Annotated in this window: 26 protein-coding genes and 1 riboswitch; of the genes, 10 read left to right on the forward strand and 16 right to left on the reverse strand. The window is 38.1% G+C overall.

Annotation, left to right across the window (positions count from 1 at the left end; genetic code table 11):
* Window positions 1-166 precede the first annotated feature (166 nt).
* From MHH64_RS00170 to MHH64_RS00190, 5 genes are all read right to left on the reverse strand, one after another.
* On the reverse strand, window positions 167-1,354 hold the full coding sequence (locus tag MHH64_RS00170) for an MFS transporter (protein WP_095307693.1): 1,188 nt from the start codon (window positions 1,352-1,354) through the stop codon (window positions 167-169).
* 316 nt (window positions 1,355-1,670) lie between these two features.
* Window positions 1,671-1,985, reverse strand: a complete 315-nt coding sequence (locus MHH64_RS00175; RefSeq protein ID WP_095307692.1) for a multidrug efflux SMR transporter — start codon at window positions 1,983-1,985, stop codon at window positions 1,671-1,673.
* A complete protein-coding gene (locus MHH64_RS00180) occupies window positions 1,985-2,326 on the reverse strand; it encodes a multidrug efflux SMR transporter (RefSeq protein WP_095307726.1) in 342 nt (113 codons plus the stop codon). The genes MHH64_RS00175 and MHH64_RS00180 overlap by 1 nt, the downstream gene beginning before the upstream one ends.
* A 134-nt stretch (window positions 2,327-2,460) precedes the next feature.
* Window positions 2,461-2,558: riboswitch (guanidine-I (ykkC/yxkD leader) on the reverse strand.
* A gap of 54 nt (window positions 2,559-2,612) precedes the next feature.
* The gene (locus MHH64_RS00185) at window positions 2,613-3,227 is read right to left on the reverse strand and encodes a superoxide dismutase family protein (protein WP_095307691.1); all 615 of its coding nucleotides are present in this window, start codon (window positions 3,225-3,227) and stop codon (window positions 2,613-2,615) included.
* A 323-nt stretch (window positions 3,228-3,550) separates the two neighbouring features.
* Window positions 3,551-4,069, reverse strand: a complete 519-nt coding sequence (locus tag MHH64_RS00190; protein ID WP_095307690.1) for a DoxX family protein — start codon at window positions 4,067-4,069, stop codon at window positions 3,551-3,553.
* 350 nt (window positions 4,070-4,419) lie between these two features.
* Here MHH64_RS00190 and MHH64_RS00195 point away from each other — a divergent pair, with 350 nt between their 5' ends.
* The 9 genes from MHH64_RS00195 (at window position 4,420) to MHH64_RS00235 (ending at window position 12,924) form a co-directional block, all read left to right on the forward strand.
* Window positions 4,420-5,139: a hypothetical protein gene (locus MHH64_RS00195; protein WP_340002443.1), complete on the forward strand. Its 720-nt coding sequence runs from the start codon at window positions 4,420-4,422 to the stop codon at window positions 5,137-5,139.
* 30 nt (window positions 5,140-5,169) lie between these two features.
* Window positions 5,170-5,562 carry a GntR family transcriptional regulator gene (locus MHH64_RS00200; protein WP_095307687.1) on the forward strand — a complete coding sequence of 131 codons (393 nt, stop codon included), beginning with the start codon at window positions 5,170-5,172 and terminating at the stop codon, window positions 5,560-5,562.
* A gap of 3 nt (window positions 5,563-5,565) precedes the next feature.
* Complete coding sequence (locus MHH64_RS00205) at window positions 5,566-6,423, forward strand: ABC transporter ATP-binding protein (protein ID WP_095307686.1); 858 nt, start codon at window positions 5,566-5,568, stop codon at window positions 6,421-6,423.
* A gap of 15 nt (window positions 6,424-6,438) precedes the next feature.
* A complete protein-coding gene (locus tag MHH64_RS00210; RefSeq protein WP_340002446.1) occupies window positions 6,439-7,281 on the forward strand; it encodes a M23 family metallopeptidase in 843 nt (280 codons plus the stop codon).
* Between the two features lie 76 nt (window positions 7,282-7,357).
* Entirely contained in the window at window positions 7,358-8,290 is a 933-nt protein-coding gene (locus MHH64_RS00215) for an ATP-binding cassette domain-containing protein (protein ID WP_303448392.1), read from the forward strand.
* Window positions 8,283-9,530: an ABC transporter permease gene (locus tag MHH64_RS00220; RefSeq protein ID WP_303448393.1), complete on the forward strand. Its 1,248-nt coding sequence runs from the start codon at window positions 8,283-8,285 to the stop codon at window positions 9,528-9,530. Before MHH64_RS00215 ends, MHH64_RS00220 begins: the two co-directional genes overlap by 8 nt.
* A 134-nt stretch (window positions 9,531-9,664) precedes the next feature.
* On the forward strand, window positions 9,665-10,552 hold the full coding sequence (locus MHH64_RS00225) for a DMT family transporter (protein WP_095307681.1): 888 nt from the start codon (window positions 9,665-9,667) through the stop codon (window positions 10,550-10,552).
* 442 nt (window positions 10,553-10,994) lie between these two features.
* Complete coding sequence (locus tag MHH64_RS00230) at window positions 10,995-11,537, forward strand: flavodoxin family protein (protein ID WP_303448395.1); 543 nt, start codon at window positions 10,995-10,997, stop codon at window positions 11,535-11,537.
* Between the two features lie 265 nt (window positions 11,538-11,802).
* Window positions 11,803-12,924 carry an N-acetylmuramoyl-L-alanine amidase gene (locus tag MHH64_RS00235; protein ID WP_095307679.1) on the forward strand — a complete coding sequence of 374 codons (1,122 nt, stop codon included), beginning with the start codon at window positions 11,803-11,805 and terminating at the stop codon, window positions 12,922-12,924.
* 108 nt (window positions 12,925-13,032) lie between these two features.
* Here the strand turns inward: MHH64_RS00235 and MHH64_RS00240 are convergent, their stop codons facing one another.
* From MHH64_RS00240 to MHH64_RS00290, 11 genes are all read right to left on the reverse strand, one after another.
* Complete coding sequence (locus MHH64_RS00240; RefSeq protein WP_251660192.1) at window positions 13,033-13,182, reverse strand: hypothetical protein; 150 nt, start codon at window positions 13,180-13,182, stop codon at window positions 13,033-13,035.
* A 5-nt stretch (window positions 13,183-13,187) separates the two neighbouring features.
* Window positions 13,188-14,456 carry a helix-turn-helix transcriptional regulator gene (locus MHH64_RS00245; RefSeq protein ID WP_340002448.1) on the reverse strand — a complete coding sequence of 423 codons (1,269 nt, stop codon included), beginning with the start codon at window positions 14,454-14,456 and terminating at the stop codon, window positions 13,188-13,190.
* A gap of 261 nt (window positions 14,457-14,717) precedes the next feature.
* Window positions 14,718-15,626 carry a PhzF family phenazine biosynthesis isomerase gene (locus MHH64_RS00250; protein ID WP_340002449.1) on the reverse strand — a complete coding sequence of 303 codons (909 nt, stop codon included), beginning with the start codon at window positions 15,624-15,626 and terminating at the stop codon, window positions 14,718-14,720.
* Window positions 15,627-15,692: 66 nt separating this feature from the next.
* Window positions 15,693-17,492: a M3 family oligoendopeptidase gene (locus MHH64_RS00255; RefSeq protein ID WP_340002450.1), complete on the reverse strand. Its 1,800-nt coding sequence runs from the start codon at window positions 17,490-17,492 to the stop codon at window positions 15,693-15,695.
* Between the two features lie 98 nt (window positions 17,493-17,590).
* The gene (locus tag MHH64_RS00260; RefSeq protein ID WP_340002451.1) at window positions 17,591-17,845 is read right to left on the reverse strand and encodes a hypothetical protein; all 255 of its coding nucleotides are present in this window, start codon (window positions 17,843-17,845) and stop codon (window positions 17,591-17,593) included.
* Window positions 17,846-18,045: 200 nt separating this feature from the next.
* Window positions 18,046-18,594 (reverse strand): short-chain dehydrogenase, encoded by a 549-nt coding sequence (locus tag MHH64_RS00265; RefSeq protein WP_340002452.1) that lies wholly within the window; start codon window positions 18,592-18,594, stop codon window positions 18,046-18,048.
* Between the two features lie 27 nt (window positions 18,595-18,621).
* Window positions 18,622-19,125 (reverse strand): GNAT family N-acetyltransferase, encoded by a 504-nt coding sequence (locus MHH64_RS00270; protein ID WP_340002453.1) that lies wholly within the window; start codon window positions 19,123-19,125, stop codon window positions 18,622-18,624.
* A gap of 498 nt (window positions 19,126-19,623) precedes the next feature.
* A complete protein-coding gene (locus MHH64_RS00275) occupies window positions 19,624-20,061 on the reverse strand; it encodes a general stress protein (protein WP_095307671.1) in 438 nt (145 codons plus the stop codon).
* Between the two features lie 124 nt (window positions 20,062-20,185).
* Entirely contained in the window at window positions 20,186-21,244 is a 1,059-nt protein-coding gene (locus tag MHH64_RS00280; RefSeq protein WP_303448402.1) for a MerR family transcriptional regulator, read from the reverse strand.
* A gap of 262 nt (window positions 21,245-21,506) precedes the next feature.
* Window positions 21,507-22,967 carry an aldehyde dehydrogenase family protein gene (locus MHH64_RS00285; RefSeq protein ID WP_340002454.1) on the reverse strand — a complete coding sequence of 487 codons (1,461 nt, stop codon included), beginning with the start codon at window positions 22,965-22,967 and terminating at the stop codon, window positions 21,507-21,509.
* Between the two features lie 15 nt (window positions 22,968-22,982).
* Window positions 22,983-23,843 (reverse strand): methyl-accepting chemotaxis protein, encoded by an 861-nt coding sequence (locus MHH64_RS00290; protein ID WP_118888459.1) that lies wholly within the window; start codon window positions 23,841-23,843, stop codon window positions 22,983-22,985.
* 285 nt (window positions 23,844-24,128) lie between these two features.
* Between MHH64_RS00290 and MHH64_RS00295 the strand changes: the two genes are divergently transcribed.
* Window positions 24,129-25,394, forward strand: a complete 1,266-nt coding sequence (locus MHH64_RS00295; RefSeq protein ID WP_340002455.1) for a hypothetical protein — start codon at window positions 24,129-24,131, stop codon at window positions 25,392-25,394.
* Window positions 25,395-25,428 lie beyond the last annotated feature (34 nt).

Below are 25,428 nucleotides of genomic sequence, written 5' to 3' on the forward strand. Positions count from 1 at the left end.
GATGTTCAAAAAATCCAGTATAAAATTTCTTTAGGTTTATTGTAAACGAGGGAGCTGTAATTGTGAAATTATCCTAATCAATCCACGCAGAACCTGGCATTCAACAGACCTCAAAGTAAATATTACGCATAGAAGTACTCTATGGCGTACAATCGGGCGTGTTTTCTTAAACCCGTCTTTTTGCTTTCATATATAAGTAAATGTATAACAGCATGGACAGCAGTACCGATACAGCTGAAGCAATGTAAATGGATCCATAACCTAAGAAATATGCAAACTGACCAAAGGCAATGGCTCCAATCCCGATTCCTAAATCAAAAAAAGAATAGAAGGTTGCATTCGCCATTCCTTTTCGGTGATTAGGAGCCTTTTCAACTGACCAGGCTTGCAATGCTGGCTGCACACTGCCAAATCCTAGACCATATAATCCAGCAGCAATCAGTAAAGCGGTCGTACTAGGGAGCCATGCTAACAAGAGCATTGCTATAAATATAAGTATTGTCCCTGGTAAAAATACATATAGATGCCCTTTTCGATCATAGATTTGTCCTGAAAACGTCCGAGATATCATTAAAAAGATAGCATAGACAAGGAAATAAAGTTGAATTCCCTCTACGTTTTGTTCAATCGCATAAATTGGAAGAAATGTCGCGATTCCCCCAAATGTCGCGGTAATAAAAAATAATAAGACGGATGGCTGTAGTGCTGTTTTTTCAAAAATATCAAACGCAACTGTAGCGGTTTTATGCTCAGATTGGTCAACTTTTTTATAATGTATACGGGAAGCAATAATAAACGCGATGAATCCAAGTGCAGCGCAAATAAGAAAAAGCTCTGAAAAGGAGATAATCCCTACTAACGTTAATCCGAGAGCTGGACCGAATGCAAGTGCCAGGTTACCGGATAATCCAAAATAACCCATCCCTTCCCCTCGACGATCAGGTGGGATTATATCGGTCGCAATCGTTCCTCCGGCCGTTGTTGATAGTCCCCAGCCAATTCCTTGTACGACTCGGATGACAAACAGCAGCACAATACTGGCAATAAAAGCATAAGCACCAACAGATAGAACGAAGATTGCTAATCCAATCATGTAGACAAATCCTCTTCCTTTTGATTCGAGGGCATGACCTGCATACGGGCGAAAAATCAATGCAGAAAATGTAAAAATCCCTACAACTATTCCGACTAACTGATCACTGCCACCTAACTCTTTTACAAATAACGGGAGCGTTGGAAGTGTCATTTGAAAGCCTAAAAACACAAAAAAGTTCGCTGCACAAATAAACACAAAATCACGTGTCCATATTCTCTCACGAGTTTCTGCTGATTTTATATTAAATTTCGGACGCATAAACGCCTTCCTTTCTTCTTTGCTAACATTCTATTATACAGGAGTCCATATAAAATTAACATGTAAACAATTCGAGTTACGAAGTTTTTCATGAGACAAGATCCTTGTGCTTGATAGCTAAAAGACTTTAATGGCCTGCATTCATATAAAACCAGGGAAATACCTGTTTATATATGGATGTTGAAATAAAACCAGAGTAAGCTAAAAAGTAAAATGGCCCCAGCCATCAACTGCAGATGATTGGAACCATTTTTTTCACTTATCATGGTCAGTTACAACCCGACCTCTTTCATTTCTAATATCTATCCCTAACGCATTAAGAGACTAATTTCAAGCCAACTGCTGCTCCTAGAACCATTGCTATAAATAATATTCGTCTCCAGTCTTTTGACTCCCCGTACAAGATCATGCCAAGTATTGCACCGCCCGAAGCACCGATTCCTGTCCATACGGCATAGGCAGTCCCCATCGGCAATGTTTCCATTGCATAAGAAAGGAATATAAAACTTGCCCCAAATCCGCCAAATAATAAGGCAAGGGCTTGCCAACTTCGGTCTTGATGTAATTTATTAATCATTGCGACCCCAAACATTTCAAATAATCCTGCTAAAACTAAAGCTCCCCATGCCATTAAGAAGCCTCCCCTTCCTGAACCTTTTCATCCGTGACTAATTTCAAGCCAATCACACCTGCTAATAAGAGTAAAATTAGAAGTATTTTGCTCCATTCAAACGGTTCTCCAAAGAATAGTATTTCAGAGAACACGGTACCGGCCGTCCCGAGTCCAACAAATACGGCATAAACCGTTCCAACGGGCAGCTTTCGTCCAGCCATTATCATTAAATAAAAACTAACAAAAATAGCAATTGCTGTACCGACCCATGTCCAAAAATCATATGCATGCTTCAACCCAATCACCCAAAACACTTCAAAGAAAGCTGCAATAAAAACCTTCACCCAGTTCGAATTCATTAAAACAGCACCTCCACCTTTATTTTTGCTAAGAAAACCGCCCTTCATCAAAAATGGCAACCACTGCGGTTAACATGTACGCTTATTCTGTCCAAAAAAAACAAAAGAAGCCTAAGAGCGACTGTTAATACAGTTTCTCCCAGGCTTTTATCCTTCCGTGACACAGTTTACTACTGTGGGTTTTCTCTCGGACCAGACTAGCGGTTGCTACGGAACCCTAGAAAACCTTTTTCCTATGCAATTACTTTCGATTATACACAAAATCGGACCAAATTCAAGGGTTTACTTACTCACCAATCACGCCACATGCGATACGATCTCCCGCATCACCAGCAGGTTGGGACGTGTAGTCATCTGCTTCAGAGTGAATGACCAATGCTGTTCCTTCCTCTGTGTATAATGTATTTTCACCATCTTTGTCCAATGTAAGCATATCAGCCGTTACTTCAGCTGTTACTGTACCATCATCAGCCACTTCAATATTTTCTAAATCACCTGCATGCGGACCATCTGTATGGTCAAATCCATGCTCAGCATCTGCCGGATTATAATGGGAACCAGCAGATTCGAAATCCGGGGGCTCACATTGTCCAACCTCATGAATATGGAAGCCCTTTGTTCCGGGTGGTAAGTTTTCCCCTTCTAATTTGATGTCTACTCCCGTATCCGCAGGAGTTAGCGTTGCTGTTCCAACTACCTCACCTTCTGCGTTTTTTAAGGAAACCAAGACCTCTTCCTCCGCCGTTGCATTTGGATCTTCTGCACCATTTTCATTGGTCGCATCGTCCTCAGCAGGTGCATCATTTTCATTTCCTGTATCTGTCTCATCCTCCGTATTTCCACAAGCCGTTAGTACTGCAGCTAAGATTAATGCGAAAGCGATTATTGCCCAACGTTTCATTATGTCCTCTCCTTTTTTAAGGTTATATTACTAATGTTTCACAATCTGAGAGGTAGTTAAACATATTTGGGCAAGAATCCTATATTTGTACTAGCTAAGTTTAGATACGAAAATCGAAAGTCCTATTGTTGAGATTGGTATGAGTTTCGTAAAGGGATTCTATTTTGAAATAGCGATTGTTTGTTAGTGGAAGTGGATTGGGTTTGACCTGATGGTTCAAGTTCAATATGATGGTTATTTTCTGAGATGGCTGGATTTATTTCAATTATAAAAAATAAAACGCCTTACAAGGGTGGCTCCCTTGTAAGGCGTTTTATTCACTTTTAAGATGCAACAGCAACTTCTTTGTCTACTTTATGCTTTTTGCTTTGGATTGTTTGTTTCAAGTATGGTAGAATCCATCTATCTAAACCATATCTGCCTGCATTATAACCAGCAGCCAGAAGGAATACAGTGATTACTACCATTTGTGCATTGGTGCTTACTGTTCCACTGAAAAGGAACGCAAAGTTCATTGTAATTCCCATTAAAGCTGCAAAGTTTGTAAAAATTCCTAGGATAAGTGCGATACCTACTAACAGCTCTCCCCACATAACCGCGTACGTAAACAATTCAGCCTGTGGCAATGCGACAGCTTCAAGAAATGTTCCCCACCACGCTTGAACAGTTGCTCCTTCACCAGTAGAGTTTGCAATTGCTCCTTGAATAAATCCACTTGCATCAAACTGTCCACCAGTAATTTTTCCATAACCTGCTGTCATCCATTGGTAACCAATATAAATTCTTAAGAAAGTCCAAATACCTGCAGCTACTTTACTGTTACGAATAAAATTCATAATCATTCCATCCATCTCCTTTTATATTCTTATTTTGATTTGTTTGCTTGTTCATCATTTCACAATATATTGTAAAGTTGTTTCCTTACTACACTTATATCATAACAGAATTTTTCAAGATGAAAACAAGTTTGTGAATATGTTCACAATTCAGAAACAAAGTTGTGACTAAAATGTGAACGAGGTTGGTTTCTATAGCTATTCAGATTGAAGAAATCCAGATATCCCCATACTAATGCTTTAGCCAGGCTATTCCCACCTTCTCTTTTAACTAGAATTATTATTGACAGAAATGTTTCTAGGTCATATACTGTTCATATAGATATACACAGTATAACAGTTAGGAGGTATTTGTTATGAAAGAATGGAAACAAGCTTTCTGGTTAGCTGGGACGGAATGGAAGAACTTTTCAAAGCACGCTGTCTTTACCTATACACTTTGTTTGCTATATATCGTAATCGTATTTGCATTCCTCCCTGTCTTTGAAGGGGGTACAACAATTGTAGGGGATATTTTGTTCATCGTTATCTTTCTTCTTTTCCCGGCTTGGATAAAACCAAAAGAATCCCATGTACAGAAAATTAGCGGAGAGATCTGGGCATCTCCTTCCTTTATTATGCTTCAACAGCTGCCAATCAGAAAAAATGTCATTGTGAAGAGCCGGTTTATCTTTCACTCTTTTTATTCTTTTCCGTTTCAGCTCACCTTACTACTATGCTTGTACATACTGACACCGGAAGTCCGAAACATGGGGTTTAGTGCCTATCTTGCTTTCGTTATTATATGGCTAGCAATTAGTATATATATTGGATTCGTCTTACCTACAAGTGATGGAGGAGATATTATCAATTGGAAAACATTATTAGGATCTAGTCTCTTTTTTATACTTCTTGGAGCAGCAATCTTAACGCTATTTCATGCAGTGTTAGATGTAGGTTTTGTGGAATGGACGATTCGAATTGCGCAAGAACTTCCGCTCCTATCAGCTATTGTATCCATCCTCCTTGCTGCATGTGGTTTCTTTTATTGGCCACGTTCATTGAAAAAAACGATGGAAAAGCTTGATTATCTTTAAGCTAATGTCTTTTAGAAAGGGGTGTGTGCTTTGCAGCTGCCGATTCATCTTTCCAACGAATCACGTGAACCTATATACCATCAGATCGAACATCAGTTAAAGGCATTAATCGCTAGTGGGCATATTCAAGCAGGTACAGCACTTCCATCTATTCGGGGACTTGCAAAGGATCTTGAAATAAGTGTGATTACGATTCGACGTGCCTATCAAAATTTAGAATATCAAGGATTTATTGAAACGAAGCAAGGAAAAGGGACATTTGTATGTGACATTGAGGACGCCTTGAAACAGCAAGTCAAGATAAACTCTGTCTATGAAACAATTGAAAGATCTATAGAAACAGCAATGAGTTATAACTATACGATTGAGCAGATTGAAGAAATCTTCCATAACATTCTCATGAGCTATAAGAAGGGAGAGTAAACGTTGAAACCTTTTGTAGAGATAACCCAGGTAAAAAAGAAAATAGATAATTTTCATCTTGGACCAATCAATTTAACAATTGAACCCGGAACAATTACATCACTTGTTGGCAATAATGGCTCTGGAAAAAGTACATTAATGAAGCTGATGATGAATCTAGCAAACACTGACAGTGGCAGTATTAATTTATTTAATCAAAATGTTTCTGGTGATGAAGAGCAATGGAAATCATTTGTTTCCTACCAATCACAAAAAATGATCGGATGGGACGCTTTTACTGGAGAGAATTTAAAATGTTTTATTGCCCCACTTTACGAACATTGGGATGAACAGCTTTTCCAAAGAATTGTTGAACATTTTGCTATTCCTTTGAATCAACGCTTTTCCAAACTTTCTCAAGGGTCACAGCAGAAACTCACACTTGCATTGACCATCCCAAGGAATACTCCTTTATTACTTTTGGATGAACCGACAGCATACCTTGATATTCCAGCGAAAACTCATCTTATGGACATTTTAGTAGAATGGATGGACCAAGGTGAACGCTCCATTATAATTGCAAGTCATCAAATTGAAGATATTAAGAAACTTTCTGACTATCTATTCGTATTACGTAATGGGGAGATGATAGGGAACTTTGAAAAAGAAGCACTTACAGAGCGCTACAAGCGTTATTGGTTACGCAGCGAACTAACTGAATCATCTATTCCTGGTGAAGTTTTTCGGGACCGTGTTCAAGTGGTATCCAATCATCCAAAAGAAACGGAACACTATTTACAAGAAAAAGGTTTACAATGGACGAACCAATCTTCACTTGATTTGGAAGAGATTATTACGTTGCTACTGTCACCCACTAGATAAAGGAAGGTGTAATCGATGACTTTAGCTATTATCCAAGTATTTGTCATACAGGTTATCCTACCCGTCGCTTTTATTTTATCTTTATGGAAAACAAAATATCCAACCCGCCTTGATTGGATCATCCAGTTACTATTTACCGTTGTATTTATTACATGGCTATTTCTTTCAGGGCGATGGGATTGGGTAGGAATATACCTGAAGTTTGTATGGGTGCTTTTATTAATTCCTGCTATTTATCTGTCTTGGAAAAATACCAAATCACTTCCGTTTCGTACGAAGCTTAACAGGAGCCAAAAATTTTCAAGAGGATTTAATATCGTATTATTACTTATTTTTGGTCTATATACGACTTCTAGTGTGAGTGGTTATTCCACAGAGGATGAACCCATCGAGCTTGCTTTTCCATTAAAGGACGGGTCTTATTATATTGCACATGGTGGCAGCGCGACACAGATAAACTATCACAATGCTTATGAGCCCCAACAGTATGCGCTTGATATTGTGAAGTTAAATCAATTTCGTACAAGAGCAAACGGAATCTATCCTAAAGAACTTGATAAATACGAAATTTTCGGTGATATAGTTTACAGTGCTTGCAGTGGAAGCGTAGTAGAAACGAGAAATAATTCACCAGATTTAATACCACCAGAATCAAACCCTGATCAACCAGAAGGAAATTATGTTGCCATTGCATGTGATGGGACTGATGCTATATTGTATATCGTCCATCTACTTGAAGGCAGTATCACAGTGGAAGCAGGTGAACAACTTACAGTAGGTAATCCAATCGGGCAAATTGGTAATTCCGGCAATACATCTGAACCGCATCTCCACATCCATGCTGAAAAGATGGGATAGGTGTTCCACTTCAATTTGACGAGGAGTTTTTAGTCCGAAATGATGTAGTTAAAAAAGAAAGGGTGAATAAATAACAATGGAAACAATGTTATCAGTAAAGAACTTAGGAAAGGCTTTTAAAGACAAGCAAATTATTAAAGATATTAGTTTCGATGTTCGTAAAGGTGAAATCATGGCAATTCTTGGACCAAACGGAGCTGGGAAGTCAACTACAATCCGCAATATTATGGGGATTATGTATCCAGATGCTGGGACGATTGACTTTCAGAATAGCAATGGGAAAGATATTCCTCGCAATAAAATCGGCTATTTACCAGAGGAACGCGGGCTTTATAAAAATGTCAACGTGATGGATATTCTGCTTTATTTAGCTGAGCTAAAAGACTACCCATTAGACAAGGCAAAAGAGCGCGCACTGAGCTATTTGAAAAAATTTGACCTAGAAGGTAAGGATAAGGTTTCTGTTGAAGAACTTTCCAAAGGGATGGGGCAAAAGGTGCAGTTTATCGCATCTGTTATTCATGAACCAGAGCTGCTCATATTGGATGAACCATTTTCCGGACTCGATCCTGTAAGTCAAGAGTTGTTCAAGCAGGAAATTCGCAGCCTGGCGGAAAAAGGAACTGCAATCTTACTATCATCCCATCAAATGAATCTTGTAGAAGAAATGGCGGATCGTCTCTTTATGATTCACCGAGGACAGAAGGTGATTTATGGAACAATGGATGACGTAAAAACCCAATATGCCAATTTTAAATGTACCATTCACGGGAAAAATGCTTACGATGACTTAATCCGTATACTTGGTGTGCAGCGTGTTGAGCAAGAGGATGACAAATCAATTCTCTATTTAGCAAGTGACATCCACCCTGCCAGCTGGCTGAAGCAGTTACCAGAACAGCTCGTCATACAAGAACTAACAATCGACCGGATATCGCTTCATGAAATATTTATTGATATCGCAACAGATAAAAATCTATTACAGGAAGCAGGTGAACTTCATGCGTAATACGATGAAAGTAGCGAAGTGGGAAATTAAACGAAATATGAAAAATAAGACCTTTCTAATCGGGCTATTCTTAACGCCAATCCTGATTCTTGCCTTTGGATTTATCGGAAGCTTGTTTGGTGGATCAGATGATGCGGAACCTAGTTCTACAACGGTATATGTTCATGACCAAACAGGTATTTATCCAGCATTAGAGGAAACGATCAATCAAAGTGACTTGAATTGGGAAATGGAGCAAACAGATATTGATGAAGCAGATGTGGAATCAATCTTAGAAGCTAGCGAAAATACAGCATTCCTATTTATTAATGATCAAGCAATCGAAACGGGTGTCGTTCCTGTTTATACAAGTGATGAGATTGACCAGTTCTTTATCAATCAAGTACAAGTATTAACAACACCGCTGCAAGCATTAAAAATTGAACAGTTTGGTTTAACAGAAGAAGAAACAGCAAGTCTGCTGCAAGGAATCACTTTTGAAGAAATAACAATGGAAGATGCAGCGGCAAGTGAAGAGGATGCAGAAGAAGCAGAAGCTGGACTTGGCGCTGATCCGATGGAGCGTATGGTGCCTGGTATATTTGCTGGTATTATTATGTTTTCTGTTATTATGACGGGTATGGCAACCTTCCAAAGTGCATCACAGGAGAAGAAGGATAAAATTGCTGAAATCATTCTATCTTCTCTAACGCCATCTGATCTAATGCAAGGGAAAATCGTCGGCTATTTTGTTTTGGGCATCATTCAAGTAGTAGTTTTCTTCGTTGTTCTATTGCCATTCGCAGTTTGGAAATTAGATATTCCAATTATCGAATATTTACTCGTTCCGGAAACCCTTCTACTTGTTTTCATTGCTATTTTAAGCTATTTGATGTTTGCATCCATCTTTGTTGGAATCGGTGCGACGATGTCTGATATTTCAACTGCCGGGAACTTCCAGGGCTTCGTAATGATGCTGCCATTCGCACCACTTGTTATTATGGGACCTGTTCTGAGTGATCCAAGTGGTATCGTTGCGCAAGTTGGTACGTACATTCCGTTTACTGCACCAGGCGTGCTGGTTATGCGTCTATCTACACTTGAACAATGGCCATGGATTGAGATTATTATCTCCCTCATTGTCATTATGGCAAGTGTCTGGATCTTTATGAAGCTTGCTGGAAAAATCTTTAAAGTAGGTATTTTAATGTATGGAAAAAATGCTACGCCAGGTGAGATTTTGAAATGGCTTCGTGCTTAATTTTCTTGGAGGCAGCCATGCAAGTGGCTGCCTCTTCCAATACTTCCCGATTAATATGCTAAAGCTAAAACATTCCTCCCATGTTATAATAGTAAAGCATTTATAACGTTTTAACGAAGGAGTGCGAGTAAGAATTGCAAGAAGAAGTAAAATCAAATAAAAAAATCGGTATACCATTAGTCGTATCGATTATAGCCATATCCTTTTCTGCCATTTTTGTAAAATGGTCTGATGCACCCGCTACGATTTCAAGTATGTATCGTATGTGGTTTGCATCTATTTTATTGCTTCCATTTGTATGGAAAAGAAGAAAAGAGTTTCTGCTTATTTCCAAACGAGACATTTTTCTATTAATGTTTTCAGGACTGTTTTTAGCATTACATTTTGCTCTATGGTTTGGATCGTTACAGCTTACCACTGTGGCAAGCTCTACTATTATCCTTACCTTGCAGCCGATTGTTGCTTTGATTGGTGGATTCCTTATTTACAAAGAACGAACCTCCATCCCCGCATTACTAACAGTAGGAATTGCTGTGATTGGTGCAGTCATGGTTGGCTGGGGTGATTTTGGCTTAAGCAGGGAAGCAGTGCTTGGAGATATCCTGTCATTCTTAAGTGTCATTGCTGTGGTTGGTTATCTATTAATCGGGCAAAATGTAGTTAGAAAGCTTTCACATTGGATTTATAGTTTTTGTGTATTCCTTTTTGCTTCGATTACACTGACAATCTATAATCTCATTGCTGGAATTTCGCTTAGTGGGTATGAGTCACGTGAATGGGGGATTTTTCTATTGCTAGCTGTTATCCCTACTATTTCACATGTTATCAACAACTGGCTGCTAAACTTTGTTAATACAACAACCATTTCCATGAGTATTCTAGGTGAACCTGTTGGAGCCACTGCATTAGCTGTCCTGTTATTGGGCGAACGTGTTAACGGCATGCAAGTTGCTGGAGGCGCAGTTGTATTAATCGGTGTATTTTTCTTTTTAATCCAACAGAAAAAACGTATTCCTGTATAAAACAGCCCCTCTCTTCCTATCGTTCAGAAATATGTCGTTCTTTTTAAATGTAAAATATACTATAATAGACTTAACAGAATGTAGTATTTTTCTTATGAATAAAGGGGGCATTATTCATGTTAATCGCAATTATCGCTTTTTGTGTAAGTCTTTCCGTAAGCCTTATTATCGCAAGTGAGGTTTGGGACTGATTATTATATCAAGTCAGATGAATGTTTTTTTGCTTAAAAGTTATGTAGCGAGCTTCGTGGTGAAGCTCGCTTTTTTCATTGCCAAGATGTTTCCGGATATCTTCTGTAAAACTAACATCTTATTAACAGTTGACTCATATACTTTGAATGACGTTAGAAAACTCGGCATTCACTTAAGGGTTCATTGAAATCCTTATCCATTGGAATGTTGCACTTATGCAGATAGCTTTTACCTTCAAGGAGGATGTGTAATGGAGATAATCGTCTTTCACGGTTCAACCCGTGTTCATGGAAATACAGAATTCTTGGCATACCAAGCTGTCCCAAAGGAAAAAGGAACCCATATTTATTTACGTGATTATACAGTCAATTCTATTATCGATCAACGCCATGATGCCAAAGGCTTTGACCCAAACACGGATAATCATCAGTGGCTCATTGACCAGATGCTAGCTCATGAAATTATCGTGTTCGCTACCCCAATATACTGGTATAGTATGTCCGGGCCGATGAAAACGTTTATTGACCGCTGGTCGCAAATATTAAGAGATCCTGCATACCCACATTTTCGAGAAGCGTTATCAAAGAAAAAGGTTTACCTTATTGCGGTTGGCGGCGACACACCGACAATAAAAGGACTTCCACTTGTCCAGCAATTTAATTACATTTGTCAGTTTTATAAAATGTCATTTGAAGGTTATGTAATCGGAAAGGCAAGTAAGCCCGGAGAAATTCTCCAGGATAAACCCGCATTAAAGGCAGCATCATTACTTATAAAAGAGGAAGCACGTTGAACAGTTTCAACGTGCTTTTTTATTTGGCAATACGTATATTTTCTAGTAATTATGGTCAGGCTAATTATTAATTCTACGTACCTAGTAATCAATTAAAGATTAGGTAGTTACTCTCCCTTTACACAAAATCTAGTAAGATATATTTTCGAATTCTAGTTATTTAGCATGGTTTTTGCTGAAAAATGTTTAAATTTCCCTTGTTAAGGAAAGTATTAACTATTATTATTAATCTATGGAAAATTATTTTCGACAAAAGGAGGAGCAAATGAAGTATTTACGACAATTATTCATCGGCATTGGCTTTCTGTTATTGGGATCACTTCTTGTCCCCAGTTTAACACATGCTAATGAAGGTCAATCCTATGAGGTTTACTCTTCGGTATTAAATGTTCGAGGTGAACCTACTTCTGATGGCGAAATCATTGGCGTGTTAAGTAAAGGGAATAAAGTAATGGCGTTTCAGGAGAAATACGGTTGGGTACAAACCTATTACGGTGGACATGTAGCTTGGGTTGCAAAGCACCATCTTATTCCAGTTTCCAATACTAGCCAAAGCAGTTCAGCTAATACACAATCGGTAACAACAACGGATTCGATCACTGTAACAGCAAATAGTGTTCGTTTACGTTCAGGTCCTGGTACGGATTACAATGTTATAGGCTCGTCATCAGCAGGAGATACATACAACATAGTTGAAACAAACGGCGATTGGCATCAAATTAAATTTTCAAATGGTTCCACAGGATGGATTGCCGCATGGTTAACGAACACTTCGTCAACTAGCGAACAATCATCCGAACCGATCAATACAAGCAATAACACGAATAATAACACACCTCAATCAGATTCATTAGAAGGCTATACTATCGTACTGGATCCTGGTCACGGTGGAAAAGATCCTGGAGCAATTGCGCTTAATGGGATTTATGAAAAGGATCTTGTTTCCGATACAGCAGTTAGAGTAGCAGATGAACTCCGTAATGCTGGGGCAACTGTTATTGTTACTCGTAATGGTGATTACTTCGTTTCACTCGATAATCGTGCAAGTATTAGTAATTCCTATCAAACAGATGCGTTTGTCAGCCTACATTATGATTCTTTCCCTACAATTGGGGTAAATGGGGTAACTACGTATTTTGGCAATGGTTCTGACCGGGGCTTGGCGCAAAATATCCAATCTTCGCTAGCGTCTACTGTAAGCTTAGATAATCGCGGTATCATGCAACGTGATTTCAGTGTACTTCGTGGTACAACAGCTCCATCTGTTTTAATTGAGCTTGGATTCATTTCAAATCCAAATGATCTAGCAATCGTTCAAACAGCAGCTTACCAGAATCAAGTTGCCACAGCGATTACAGATGGTTTAGTAGATTATTTCCATAGATAATGTATCCGTGCAAACTATTTTTTTAAACGATGGGAGCTGTTCTAGCAATAGGACAGCTCCCTTATGTAACAGATAGAACATTTAAATACGATATATTCGCTTTATGTATTATTCACCACTCTTTGGTTTAGGCTCTTTATCGTTTAACGGAGGTACTCCCTCTTCAATTGCCATCTCGATTGATGCAGGTTGTTGCCATAGGTCTGAAGCAAAAGAAAAAATTAATGCTAAGGAAAGCAATAAAAATACTTTCTTCAACATCATCACCCCCTTTCTTTGTAAACTCCACTCAGTACACTGTTAGCATAATTATAATAGCTTGCAGCCAATTTATATTTTCGATTATCAAAATAGTAATCTGCTAAAACCTTTAAATACTTATATTTCTCATAAGGTATCTCATCAAAGAAAGGAAGTACTTTTTTTGTAATCAAATTTACAAATTCTTTATCTTCGATTCCATGAATCAAGTGCCTGTACACTTTAAATTCATAAACATAAATGGAATCTATCGGTGTTAAGCTCTCCGATAAACGAAGCCCTTCTTGCAACCATCTTTCAGCGTTTGCACGTTCTCCTTTTTGGTAGTATTCCTTCATCAAGCTCGATACAGGAACAATTTGATCACTTATGGATTCAACAGCATGTAGTTCATAGCTTTTCAAATAGTATTCAATTGCTTCCTCCGATTTGTTTAACAGAGAATATACCTTTCCTAAATTTTGATTACAAAGTGCAAATAAAGAATGTTCCTGAGCAAGCTCCGCAATCGTAGCTGCTAATTGATAGCTTTCCTTTGCCTTATCCAGTTCAGATGTCCTGCGATAAGAAATACCTAAAAGAATATGACATTCCGCACATCTTTTTAGATTATAAATCTTTTGATAATAGTCTAACGCTTTAGTGGCATAGGAAAATGTATGATGTGTCTGTCGCAGTTTACTAGCCGACAATGCAATTAAATAGTACAGATCATTCTCTTCATCCTTCAATGAATAAATCGGATATTTCAAATAATCTTCTGTATGCTGATAAAAGGATAATGCTTTTTTATAGGATAGTAAGGAAAAATGGTAATCACCTGAAAATTTATACCAATAATAGGTTTCTAGTTCTGTGAAGCTATGCGATATAGTTTGTAAGTATTTATACTGTTTTTCTTTTCCAGCTTTATTGTTAATAAGTATGTAATAGCTTAATTTATGGAGATTGATTAAATTTCGATAGGAGGTATCCGAAATATCTAAATTCTCTTTCATGTATTGATACCCTTTGACTGCTTCCGCACGGTTTCCAACCAATAAATGACGAAACCAGGCTTTATAAAATTCAACCCCATTATGTTCATCGGTTTCTATTTCCATTTTTAGCTTTTTTGATAACAAGCTGACAACTTCCTGACGAGGCTCTACTTCTCCATTTTCTATTTTTGATAAGTAGGAAACGGAAATAACTCCATTTGACAATTCTGTTTGTGTCATCCTCGACTTTAGTCGATGATATTTGATTCGATGCCCAATCTTCTTATTCATATGTCCTCACCTCTATCATAATTATACAATAGAACAGGCACTTACTACTGCTCAGATTAGACTATTCAAGCAGAAAACTTGTGCTTAGAAAATTTTTACTGTAATAGTCGTTATACTCTATAAAAAATGGTGATAATGTGTTTGATTGGAAGGGAAGGAGAAAAAATGCATGTTGATTCGCATACAAATAACGCCCAAGCTAAACTGCAGAGCGAAATGGAGAATTGATTTTTAATTATAGTTCCTTCCAATACTTATTATTCACTTTTTCACACTCTTTATTTCGATATCGAAATCCTTCACGTATACTGCATTTCCAGTAATTTTAATAGTATAGGGCTGACTATTCCTATCCACCTGTACTTCTACTCGGCCATCTTTATCTATTTCATGCCCCTGTTCAACTACAAGCCTCAGCGACTCTTTAAAATATCTGTTTATGTATTCAGCATAATATGCACCCATTACCCCAGAAGCAGTACCTGTTACCGCGTCTTCAATCGTACCTGAGTATGGGGAAGAAAAGTGTCTGGCATGCATGTCAGCGTCAGCATGATTCGTTTCTGTACAAAAGGGGTGAACAGATGACTTAGGCATCTCCTTTAGAATGGTAGGAAAAGCAACATTTTTCGGTTTCATTTTCTTAAAAGCACGTAAACTTTTTATTGGGATTAATAATGTCCATGCACCTGTACTGCCATATACAATTGGTAACTTATCATCGATATCGTTGATTTCCAATCCGATCGATTTGGCTAAAGCTTCTTTTGATCCTTTGAAACTTTTGAATTTTGGTGGTGCCTGGTTCATTGTTATCACAATTTCCTTCTTAGCAGTCGATTCAATCATAACAGGTAAAATTCCTGCCTTTGTTTCAATGGTTAGTTCCGTTTTTCCACCTAGTAATCCTTTCGCCTTTAATGCATAGACTGTTGCCATGGTTGCATGACCGCACAAAGTCATTTCATGTCCCGGTGTAAAAAAACGTATCTTAAAATCCGCTACCTCTGATTGAACGGGAAATGCGGTTTCATTAAATCCCACTTTAAAAGCAATCTCTTGCATTTCTGCATCTGTTAATACATCTCCATTTAATACCACACCCGCGGGATTCCCCTTATTCGGCTCTTCACAAAACGCATCATAATGATAAACCTTCACAGACTTCACAACACATTCCTCCCATTGTAAACAACAGTTATTAACTTTCAATCCTAAAGAACTGACTTGAAAAGATCATCTTTTAATCTTTTCCGTTAATCGAATAAATTCCCTCACATCTTCTATACATAATGCAAGCCCCTTTTCCCAGAAGACCTCTGATTTAATGTCTTCCTCAAGATGCTTCATCACCAAATCCTCCGTGGACATTCTCCCAGAATCACGTAGTAATGCAAGATATTCCTGTTCAAATGTTTTCCCCTTCTCCTTTGCCTTTGCAAAGATACTTAGGGCAAATAAATATCCAAAGGTGTAAGGGAAGTTATAAAAGAGAGATTTCGTAATATAGTAATGTGGTGTCCAGATCCATGAATGTACCGATGCATTCTCAAGGGAACTATGATATGCCTCTTCCATAGCTTCCTTCATTAAAGCATTTAAACGGGATGGTGAAACAAACCCTTGTTTTCTTTCCTCATTCAAATTTTTCTCGAACAAAAACCTGGAATGCATATTCATAAAGTTCATTACACTGCGTTTTAACTTCTCATCCACTAAAAAAAGCTTCTCTTGATCAGATGTTGTCTCTTTTATTGCTGCCTCTAATACAATCATTTCTGAGAAGGTTGAAGCTGTTTCTGCTAAACTTAATGGATATTTTTTGCTCAAACCATCCACAGATTTCATCGCATAATTGTGGAATGCATGTCCCAGCTCATGAGCAAGCGCTAATACATCTTTTATCGTTCCACCAAATGTCATGAAAACTCTAGACTCTCCAGTTAGCGGGAAGCCTGCACAAAATGCAGCAACTGATTTAGCTGAACGGTTTTCCGATTCAACCCACCCCTGTTCAAACGCATTCAGCGTAAAGGCTTCTAATTCAGGTCCAAATTGGCCACAGTGCTTCGTTATAAAATCAACAGCTTCTTTATACTCCAGCTGTTGCGTGCTTTCTGTAATAGGAGCCCAAAAATTATACGCATTCAATTTTGGTTCTCCAAGAAGTTCGGCTTTTTTATTGAGATAATCGACAAATGGCTTTTTCTGTTTATTAACAGCTCTCCACATTGCATTCAATGTATCTTCTTCTATTCGATTATCAATTAAAGGTTCTTCTAATACATTTTCAATTCCTCTTTTTTTATACACCTGTTGCCGAAAACCAACAATATGATTCAAAATTCTAGCAAACAAATCTTCTTTCTCTATCCATGTATTTTCTAATACTTCATGTGATTTTCTCCGTACTTTTTCATCAGTGTGCGATCTTAGATTGATTGCCTGACCTACCGATAATTCATTTCTATTACCGTTGATCGAAATGTTAACCTTTATATCACTTATCAGCGCATGATAAAATTGCCCCCAAGCATGATATCCATCAATCATTAATTCAGACACGAATTCATTGTCATTTAGCTGCCGTGCTCCTTTTGTTCGCAATTCATTTAGTATGAATGCATGGTTTTGCAATAAACTTGTATCTAACATACTTTGCCATAAATTTTCCTCTATACCTTGGAGAATTTTTTGCGTTTTTTGAACAGATGAATCAAAACTCGCACGAATATCACCGATTTTACTCTGAAGTGATGTAGCTGTTTGATCCTTTGGATTCTGTGCTAATAAGCATGTAATAAAGGAATTAGCTTGTGATACATGAATTTGAATGGTACTCATGTGTTCCAATAACGCTGCAATCTTTATCGAATCAGCAACTTCCTGTGATGGCTGAAAATAACTTACATGGTTTGCAAATGTATAAACTTTACCTTCTAATTCCTTTATATGTTTTAGTAATTGACTGGATTCACTACCACCCGGGAATAAGGAATCTAATTCCCATACTTCTCGATACTTCGTGGTTTCCATTTTTTCTCCTCCACATTTGGTTCATTGTATTTACGTTACTCTCTTCATTTTGTTTCCCTAACATGAATTTAAGAATCTGTTTGAATAACAATCACATCCTACTTTGCATCTGCCTTCCTAAATTTATTGGCGAAAAAATATGCAATTGATGCAGCAAGTAAGGCAATCACGAGCGATATTAAAAATGATGATGAACTCCTTCCAATAATCGTTTCCTGGGCTAGCGTACCACTCTCATTCCAAGCTCCTGTAATGTTTGGCGTATAGGTGAATATGAGCAGCATTCCAGACAAAATTTGCAGCAATGTATACGCACAGAGAAAACTAACAGCAAAAATAATATACTTTTTCACAATTTACACCTCCTCGTTTTTTGGCACGGATTCACCTTTTTCTCCCTCCTTGACGTCATCATCCTTCTGGCTCTCTTAATCTCGAATACTACTTATACGAAATTTTCCAATAAAAGGTTCCATTTTAGTTAGCGTTGATTTAGAAAGCTGCAAACACTTTTTATGTCTCTTCGCAGGACATAAGATTTTGTTCTACCATTTTATGGTCGTTTTTCCCAAGGCTCAATTATACCAATTGTTCGTATTGAGTCTTTTTGCTTTAAGGCGTCAATTACGCCACTTGAAATTTCTTTGTTTGTCAGCCATCTAGAATACTCGTCTTTCAGTACAAATCCCAGACGGATTTGATAATAAAAACAGCCTTGGGGGACACTCACTTCTCGCTTGATCTTATCTACGTCCGTGCTGCTTCCTAACACATGGAATAATTGCCAATCAACTGTATGCGTTGAAATTTCCCTCGTGATGATTTTAAGTGCAGCTGGAGCATTCAAATGTATCCAAGCTATAACCAGCTCGATATCACCATTTTGTTCAATTGCTGTATGTACTTTGCTCTGTAATTCATGATCACTTCTATAATCAACAATAATTGGTGTGATTTTTTCTTTAAAGTCTGCTCGTTCCATAAGCTGCTGCATACGTCCGGAATTTCTCGCAATAACCGATACATGATACCCTTGGTCCATCAGCCAAAGAGACACGTCTGCTAACATACCAGTTCCACCGACTACTAATGCGTGCTTCATTTATTATTTCCCCTTGCGATGTCATTTTTAGATTCCACGTACATATCTTAATGAAAGGTAATCTTCATCCCCCGTATTCGAATATGCCAGCTGTTCGGATACTTTACAAAACCCTCTTCTCTCGTAAAATGGAATACCTTTCCTATTTCCTTTTTGTACAGAAACCCATTGCTTCTTAGCACCTTTCTCACGCTGAATATTTGTTAAAAAATCTAAAAGCTTTGTCCCTATCCCTTCCCCACGTCTATTCGGGTCCAAATACAATACATACACTTCACTTTCTTCATTATGTAGCATTCCTCCACCAATTGCTCCGACAACTGCGTTATGGTCAAGAGCTACAATATAGCCATCCCATCCAGGGCTTTCACCTATTTCCTTCGATATACGTTCATGATTATAAAAACGTTGATTATTTCTTTCTATGTTTGCAATACTTCTAATGCCCTTGTATGTCTCGATACATCCCTCACAACAAACACGGGCTATTCCATCAACATGTACCATTTCTGCTCGTTTAATCGTGACCATTTTTGTCGGGCTCCTTTCCAGATTTATATCTTTATTATTAAGAATGGGGTAATCCGTAATTCCCTCCGAATAAGTCTAATGGTGTCTTATTTTTGATTTTGGTGCGTTAGCGTACGGGAATGGTGTCTTATTTTTGATTTTCGTGCGTTAGCGGACAGGAATAGTGTCTTATTTTGACAATATATGTTTTACCACTTCTCGAAAATCTGTACCTTAATAATATGTTTCTGTGCAGATTTTAATAAAGTCGACCGTTGCTCCTAGGATTAAGATTTTCCTCACAGATTTTAATAGTTTTTCCAACACAACCGCCACTTTTAGTCTACCACAGAACACGCTATCTACTCAGAATATTTTTATCAAATCAAATTGTTCATTATTTTTAAATACTAAACTTTAAAACAGCTTTTATTTTGTTCTATCCACGAAAAAGAGGTATGTTATCAACTTGATACATACCTCTTTTTCACACTATGATTGTCCTTTAAGTGTCGATAATCACGCTTTAGGATGTAAAAACACAAGTATTTTCCCGTCTTTCACATCATTCGAATAGTGCTCTGCTTCATCATTCGAAACACCTAATTCCATTAAAGCATGTTTCAATCCACCTGCTCCAGAGGCGGCACCAGCAGCCGCACCTCCGAGTGTTGTTATAATCGGACCTGCAGCGATGACTGGGCCGATTCCGGGAATTGCCAGTGCGCTTAATCCGATAAAAAAACCAGTTATCCCGATGGCACCGCCGGCTGCTGCACCGGCAACGGCTCCATCCGTAGTGGAAGGATCGACTTCTTCAGCTGTTTCTTTCAGCTTTTTTGTATTTTTGGCCATCATCGATATTTCATCAATTGAGTAGCCTTTGCTTTTTAATTGTTCAACAGCTTTCACTGCTTGTTCTTCTGTATCGTATATTCCAACAATATGATTATTCATTAATATGCCCCCTTAAAAGAGTAAACTACTTATTCTTTACCCTTTCTAAATAATAATAGTCATAACCTATTGAATTGGGTTTAATTGGGATCATATTAATGGTGCATTATCACATTGAAATTACTTACGAACCAGCTTTATCAACTTTTTTTGCATAAATCATACTTAAAATATCGTTAAACATAACGGTTTCCACTTTATATTGATTTTCTTCTAACCATTTCACTAGTAACGATCGATCTGCATAATATTCATCCTCAATCGCTTCAATTGCCTCAGTATTCCCTTCCATACGAAGCGCATCCATGACCTCAGCTTGATGTGTCTCATCCAGAAACATTAAGTCCGCTATGCAAATTTGACCATTTGGCTTTAGCACACGTGTCATTTCTGATAAAGCTAACAGCTTTTCTGAATCAGGTAAGTGGTGTAGGGCGTAGCTTGAAACCACAGTATCGACTTGACTATCCAATAGAGGCAACGCTAGAAAATGTCCATGACGCACTTCAATCTCTGGATGCTTTTTATTACAAATTTCTAGCATTTTTTTCGATTGATCAATCCCAATGACATTGATTCCTTTTGCCAAAAATTTCGCTCCAAGGTTTCCAGTGCCAACCCCAATATCAGCACAGACCGCATGTTCATCCAGGTGAACTGTCCCTGCAATCCTCTCAAGTGCCTCATCATAGCCTTGATGCACATTGAATCCATGTCCCTCTTGTTTGATATGGTTGTCAAAGTCCTCCGCCCAGCTATCAAAACCCCATTTATCCTCCCAGCCCTTTCGAAGATGCTTCAACTTCTTCAAATGCTGTGCCAGGTCATAGAAATCACGATCAGTACATTCCACCATTCTATCAATTGTATCGATCATATCTTTAATTTCCAGCCATTGCTCAACAAGTGCCGAACGCTGAACATGCAAATATCCCTTGATCGTCATGTCTGGATCTTCCAGTACTTTTTTTATCCCCTTTACAGGTAGACCAATCTCTCGCAATGCTAAAATTGTACTTAATCGCGACACATCTGTATCAGAAAAATAACGATACTCATTTTCTGCATCTTTTTTTGGTGCAATTAACCCCTTTTCTTCATAGAAACGGATTGCCCGAGGGGTGGTGTTCAACTGTTTTGCCACTTCTTTAATTTGCATGAAGCTCTCTCCCTTCTTCATCATAGTAAACCCTCCCGTAACGGAAAGGTAAAGGGGAATTTCTAATTTCTTTTGTTAGTGGAAAGAAATATACGGCTAGTCGCTGGACACGGGAGCTGAACATGACTATCCGTGTAGCCAAGGTACTATCCAAAGCATTCAAACTCGATATTTTTCTGCATTGAAAAAAATTAGCCTGACAAGAAGATCAGGCTAATTCGAAAACGGTTCAATCCGTTCCAAGGCCATTTTATAAGCCTTTATTTTGTATTTTTTTAGTAATTGATTAACTATATGGGTATGAGCGTTTTTCATGCTGGATGGAAATCCATTTGAAAGTTGTAAATGCGTCGAGGCTCCATTCGCCATTCAGACGGCCAACTCCGGAGTTTTTCACACCACCAAAAGCTACGTTTGGTTCATCATTTATCGTGCCATCGTTAATGTGAATCATTCCTGTATCCATCAATTTAGCAAGTTCTGCACCGCGTTCAATGTCTTCTGTATGGATAGCGCCGCTTAAGCCATATGGACTTTGATTTGCATACTCGATAACTTCTTCATCACTTGAAACCCTTAGGATCGAAACTACCGGAGCAAAGAACTCTTCATTTGCAATCGCCATATCTGGTGTAACATTTGTAAATACAACCGGTTCTACGATATTTCCATTTACATTTCCTTTTATAACCGGTGTCGCACCTTCAGCGATCCCTTTTTGGATAAGATCAACTGTATTTTTTACTTGTCGTTCATTTATTAATGGTCCAATGATTGTACTTGGATCTTTAGGATCCCCACAAGTTAATGTTTTAACTTTAGCAATATACTTTTCTACAAATTCATCATAGCAGGATTCATGTACAATAAGTCTATTTGCTGACATACAAATTTGCCCTTGATGCGTGAATCGACTAAACACTGCAGCACTGACTGCCAGGTCAATGTCGGCGTCATCCAGAACAACAAGTGCACTGTTACCACCGAGTTCCAGATGCACTTCTTTCAGATTTCTTCCAGCAACTTCCCCAATATGCTTACCAGTAGCTGTAGAACCCGTGAAGGAAATAGCACGTGGCACCGGATGTTCAACAAAATTATCGCCGATTTCAGAGATTTCTGTAGTGACGACGTTCAATAACCCTTTAGGAAGGCCAGCCTCTTCAAACATTTTGGCAATCATGGTTCCCCCAGTAATCGGAGTGTGCTCATGCGGTTTTAATACTACACCGTTTCCAGTAGCGAGTGCTGGAGCAACGGATTTCATCGATAGAAAGAATGGGAAATTAAACGGGCTAATTACGCCAACAACACCAACTGGCACACGGTAAACTCGATTTTCTTTTCCATCAATAGGAGAAGGTAAAATCGAACCATTCATTCTCATCGGGAATGTGGACGCTTCTTTAAGCATGTTTTTAACCAGCCCAATTTCAAATTCAGCTTTTAATCTGGTTCCTCCAATTTCATCGATAATTACATCAACGAATGCTTCATGATTTGCTTCTAAATAAGCAACAGCCTTGTCAAAAACATCCCGCTGAGAAACAGGATTTGTTTTTGCCCACTCTTTCTGAACTTGCTGTGCAGCTGCGTAAGCATGATTCAGGTCATCGTTGCTTCCAGCTTTATATGTAGCAAGGATCTCCCCATTAAAAGGATTCTTATTTTCAATCTGGAGATTGCTGCTTCCTTCTCTCCATTCACCATTTATGTATTGACTTTTCAGTGATTTTAAATCAATCATTCTATTCAACTCCTATCAATATTTTAGCTGTAAATTCTCTTTGGCCAATTGAGCCAAGTCAGAGACATTTCTGTTGATTTCTTCCATCGTTGCCGTGAGTTCTTCGATTGCGGCTGATTGTGAATCAGATTCAAGATTTGTCTTCTGAATGTCCTCATCCAGACTGGAAATGATCTGTTCAATTTTTGTAGTGATGGTGTGAATCTCTTCTACCTGATTTTTGGATCCTGCTGCCATTTTTCTAATTTCGTCGGCAACTACAGAGAAACCTCTACCGTGTTCCCCTGCTCTAGCAGATTCTATAGCTGCATTTAACCCAAGCAGATTGCTTTGATCTGCAATTCCTTTTACTACATTTGATACGTCTTCAATAAGTTTGATACTGTCATTTACCTTATTAGATTTTTCTGAAATAACTCCCATATTTTCAGAAAGCTGGGATATGGATACTGCCATTTCTGTAATCGTGCTTGTTACATCTTCGACGACTGTAGAGAGACCATTTGCAACCTCAGACAGTTTATTGGCTTTTTCAGTGTTTTGACCAACACCGACTCCTCCAACAACTTGCCCATTTTCATCACGAAGCGGAACTGCCATTGAAACAAGGTTTACCCCCAAGATATGTGCCGGTACAATCATTGCTTGATTTTTGTTTTCTCGAATGGCCTTCGTTATAATATCCCCTTCCAACAATGGATCTCCAGGCGATACATTCAACGCAAATGTAGTAGCGGGGAAATTAACAATCAGTTTTTCAGTGTCATAAACACCTATTGTGATATCATCATTAATCAGTTGCTGAAAGTATGGGGCTGTACTAATAATTGCCTGCAATAAAGGATGTAGATTCTCATTTACATTTGTTTGCTTCATTAACCATTTCTCCTCTTCACATAATGGATAACATAGATCGGACAATATAATTCCGATTACTCTCAATAATTTATATCGGTAAGATTTTCCAGTTTTCAAGTGAAATGATAAAAAAATAAAATCAATCTATACACGTACCATTTTTTATTGTTACTGATTTATAACGCCTCTCGCTATTTTCATATCAGATTATTTAATCAAAATGCACAACAAACAAAGCTTGCATGATATAATAACTCCCGGAATGTTATACTATAGGCAAACACAAAAAGTGAGGTTTTACATGTGGACGTACGAATTCAAGAAATTGTTGATTTCACAGCAGATAAATTTAAGCTTGAAGCTTTTCATTTAAAAAGACATGCGATCTACCGCGAGAAGATCGACCAAAATGGCGAATCTTTTGTTTTAAATATGGAATGGTTTCCAAATGACGCCATTATTTCAGATGATGACTTAAATCCAGCTGGAACGATTAGCATCGATATCGATATTCACTCGAAATTAATACGCCGGCTGATTTTCGTTGAGGGTGAGAACAAGCTAGAAACTGATTTACCGAAAGCTGGTAATACAGAACTTGCAATTGAATGGATCGAGCAAGAAACTGGATTGGAGTTTGGCAGACAGTTTAAATTAGTGCAGGAGGAAGATAAAGAACTATTTTTCCAAGCAGCTGTGGATAATATTTCAGTATTTCCATCTGGATCGATTCAAGTAAGATTTAATGATGTGCATAAGCTAACGTTATTCTCAATTGACGGTCATTTCCCAAATGAGGATCAATTAAATTGGGAGCCGTTTGCATTAACACCGGAAAAAATTGAGCCTATTGCCAAAGCACAGACAAAGCTGTTAGAGATTCCATTAGAAGACGAAGAAAAGTGGAAGGCAGTATATGGAATAACAACCGTATTCGTAACAAATGATGGGAATAAAACGATTTCCTATGAACAAGTGGAAAGTTCTGAATCCTATACACAGCATGATCTTGTCTTACAATGGGAGAAAACAATCGAAGAGCCCTTAGCAAGAAAAGATATTGATCTTTCACAAGAAGTTACAGTAGAAGAGGCATTCGCTAGTAAAGATGCGCTAGTGGATATACCGCTGAATGATGACGAGCAAAAACAAGTAATCAAAACGGTACAAAACTTTATGCAACGCGAATATCCACAGGCCAGCGGTGATTGGAAGCTTGCTGCATTATGGCGTGAGAAAGCGTATATCATCGCAGAGTTACGACCAACCAAGCCAGATGCACGTGTCATTGACCGGAAAATCAAGCTTTTAATGAATGGTGCAGATTACAAAGCGCTCAACTATGTGGATAATCAAGCACTTGTGGATATGTTTAAACATTTCGAGCATGCAGACGAGCCTAAGTTTTCTGAAGAAGAGGCATTTGAAAAGCTTGCTAAGCATATTGATATCACGCCTGTCTACGTTTTTGATAAGACACAAAACCGCTACATTTTATGTGGTAAAGTAGACTGTGGATATGGTGTGGATAGTTTTAGTGGAGAAATAATTTTATTGGACGAGTTATAGACAGCAAAAATCCCCTTTAGTTTATAAAAGGGGA

The sequence above is a fragment of the Oceanobacillus sp. FSL K6-0127 genome (genome assembly GCF_037983385.1).
Lineage (GTDB): Bacteria > Bacillota > Bacilli > Bacillales > Amphibacillaceae > Oceanobacillus > Oceanobacillus profundus.

Bases quoted from the DNA above. Each gene is read 5' to 3' on its own strand.
- MHH64_RS00170 (WP_095307693.1), bottom strand. From the start codon at position 1,354: ATGCGTCCGAAATTTAATATAAAATCAGCAGAAACTCGTGAGAGAATA.
- MHH64_RS00175 (WP_095307692.1), bottom strand. From the start codon at position 1,985: ATGGCATGGGGAGCTTTAGTTTTAGCAGGATTATTTGAAATGTTTGGG.
- MHH64_RS00180 (WP_095307726.1), bottom strand. From the start codon at position 2,326: ATGAATTCGAACTGGGTGAAGGTTTTTATTGCAGCTTTCTTTGAAGTG.
- MHH64_RS00185 (WP_095307691.1), bottom strand. From the start codon at position 3,227: ATGAAACGTTGGGCAATAATCGCTTTCGCATTAATCTTAGCTGCAGTA.
- MHH64_RS00190 (WP_095307690.1), bottom strand. From the start codon at position 4,069: ATGATTATGAATTTTATTCGTAACAGTAAAGTAGCTGCAGGTATTTGG.
- MHH64_RS00195 (WP_340002443.1), top strand. From the start codon at position 4,420: ATGAAAGAATGGAAACAAGCTTTCTGGTTAGCTGGGACGGAATGGAAG.
- MHH64_RS00210 (WP_340002446.1), top strand. From the start codon at position 6,439: ATGACTTTAGCTATTATCCAAGTATTTGTCATACAGGTTATCCTACCC.
- MHH64_RS00215 (WP_303448392.1), top strand. From the start codon at position 7,358: ATGGAAACAATGTTATCAGTAAAGAACTTAGGAAAGGCTTTTAAAGAC.
- MHH64_RS00220 (WP_303448393.1), top strand. From the start codon at position 8,283: ATGCGTAATACGATGAAAGTAGCGAAGTGGGAAATTAAACGAAATATG.
- MHH64_RS00230 (WP_303448395.1), top strand. From the start codon at position 10,995: ATGGAGATAATCGTCTTTCACGGTTCAACCCGTGTTCATGGAAATACA.
- MHH64_RS00235 (WP_095307679.1), top strand. From the start codon at position 11,803: ATGAAGTATTTACGACAATTATTCATCGGCATTGGCTTTCTGTTATTG.
- MHH64_RS00245 (WP_340002448.1), bottom strand. From the start codon at position 14,456: ATGAATAAGAAGATTGGGCATCGAATCAAATATCATCGACTAAAGTCG.
- MHH64_RS00255 (WP_340002450.1), bottom strand. From the start codon at position 17,492: ATGGAAACCACGAAGTATCGAGAAGTATGGGAATTAGATTCCTTATTC.
- MHH64_RS00265 (WP_340002452.1), bottom strand. From the start codon at position 18,594: ATGAAGCACGCATTAGTAGTCGGTGGAACTGGTATGTTAGCAGACGTG.
- MHH64_RS00270 (WP_340002453.1), bottom strand. From the start codon at position 19,125: ATGGTCACGATTAAACGAGCAGAAATGGTACATGTTGATGGAATAGCC.
- MHH64_RS00275 (WP_095307671.1), bottom strand. From the start codon at position 20,061: ATGAATAATCATATTGTTGGAATATACGATACAGAAGAACAAGCAGTG.
- MHH64_RS00280 (WP_303448402.1), bottom strand. From the start codon at position 21,244: ATGATGAAGAAGGGAGAGAGCTTCATGCAAATTAAAGAAGTGGCAAAA.
- MHH64_RS00285 (WP_340002454.1), bottom strand. From the start codon at position 22,967: ATGATTGATTTAAAATCACTGAAAAGTCAATACATAAATGGTGAATGG.
- MHH64_RS00290 (WP_118888459.1), bottom strand. From the start codon at position 23,843: ATGAAGCAAACAAATGTAAATGAGAATCTACATCCTTTATTGCAGGCA.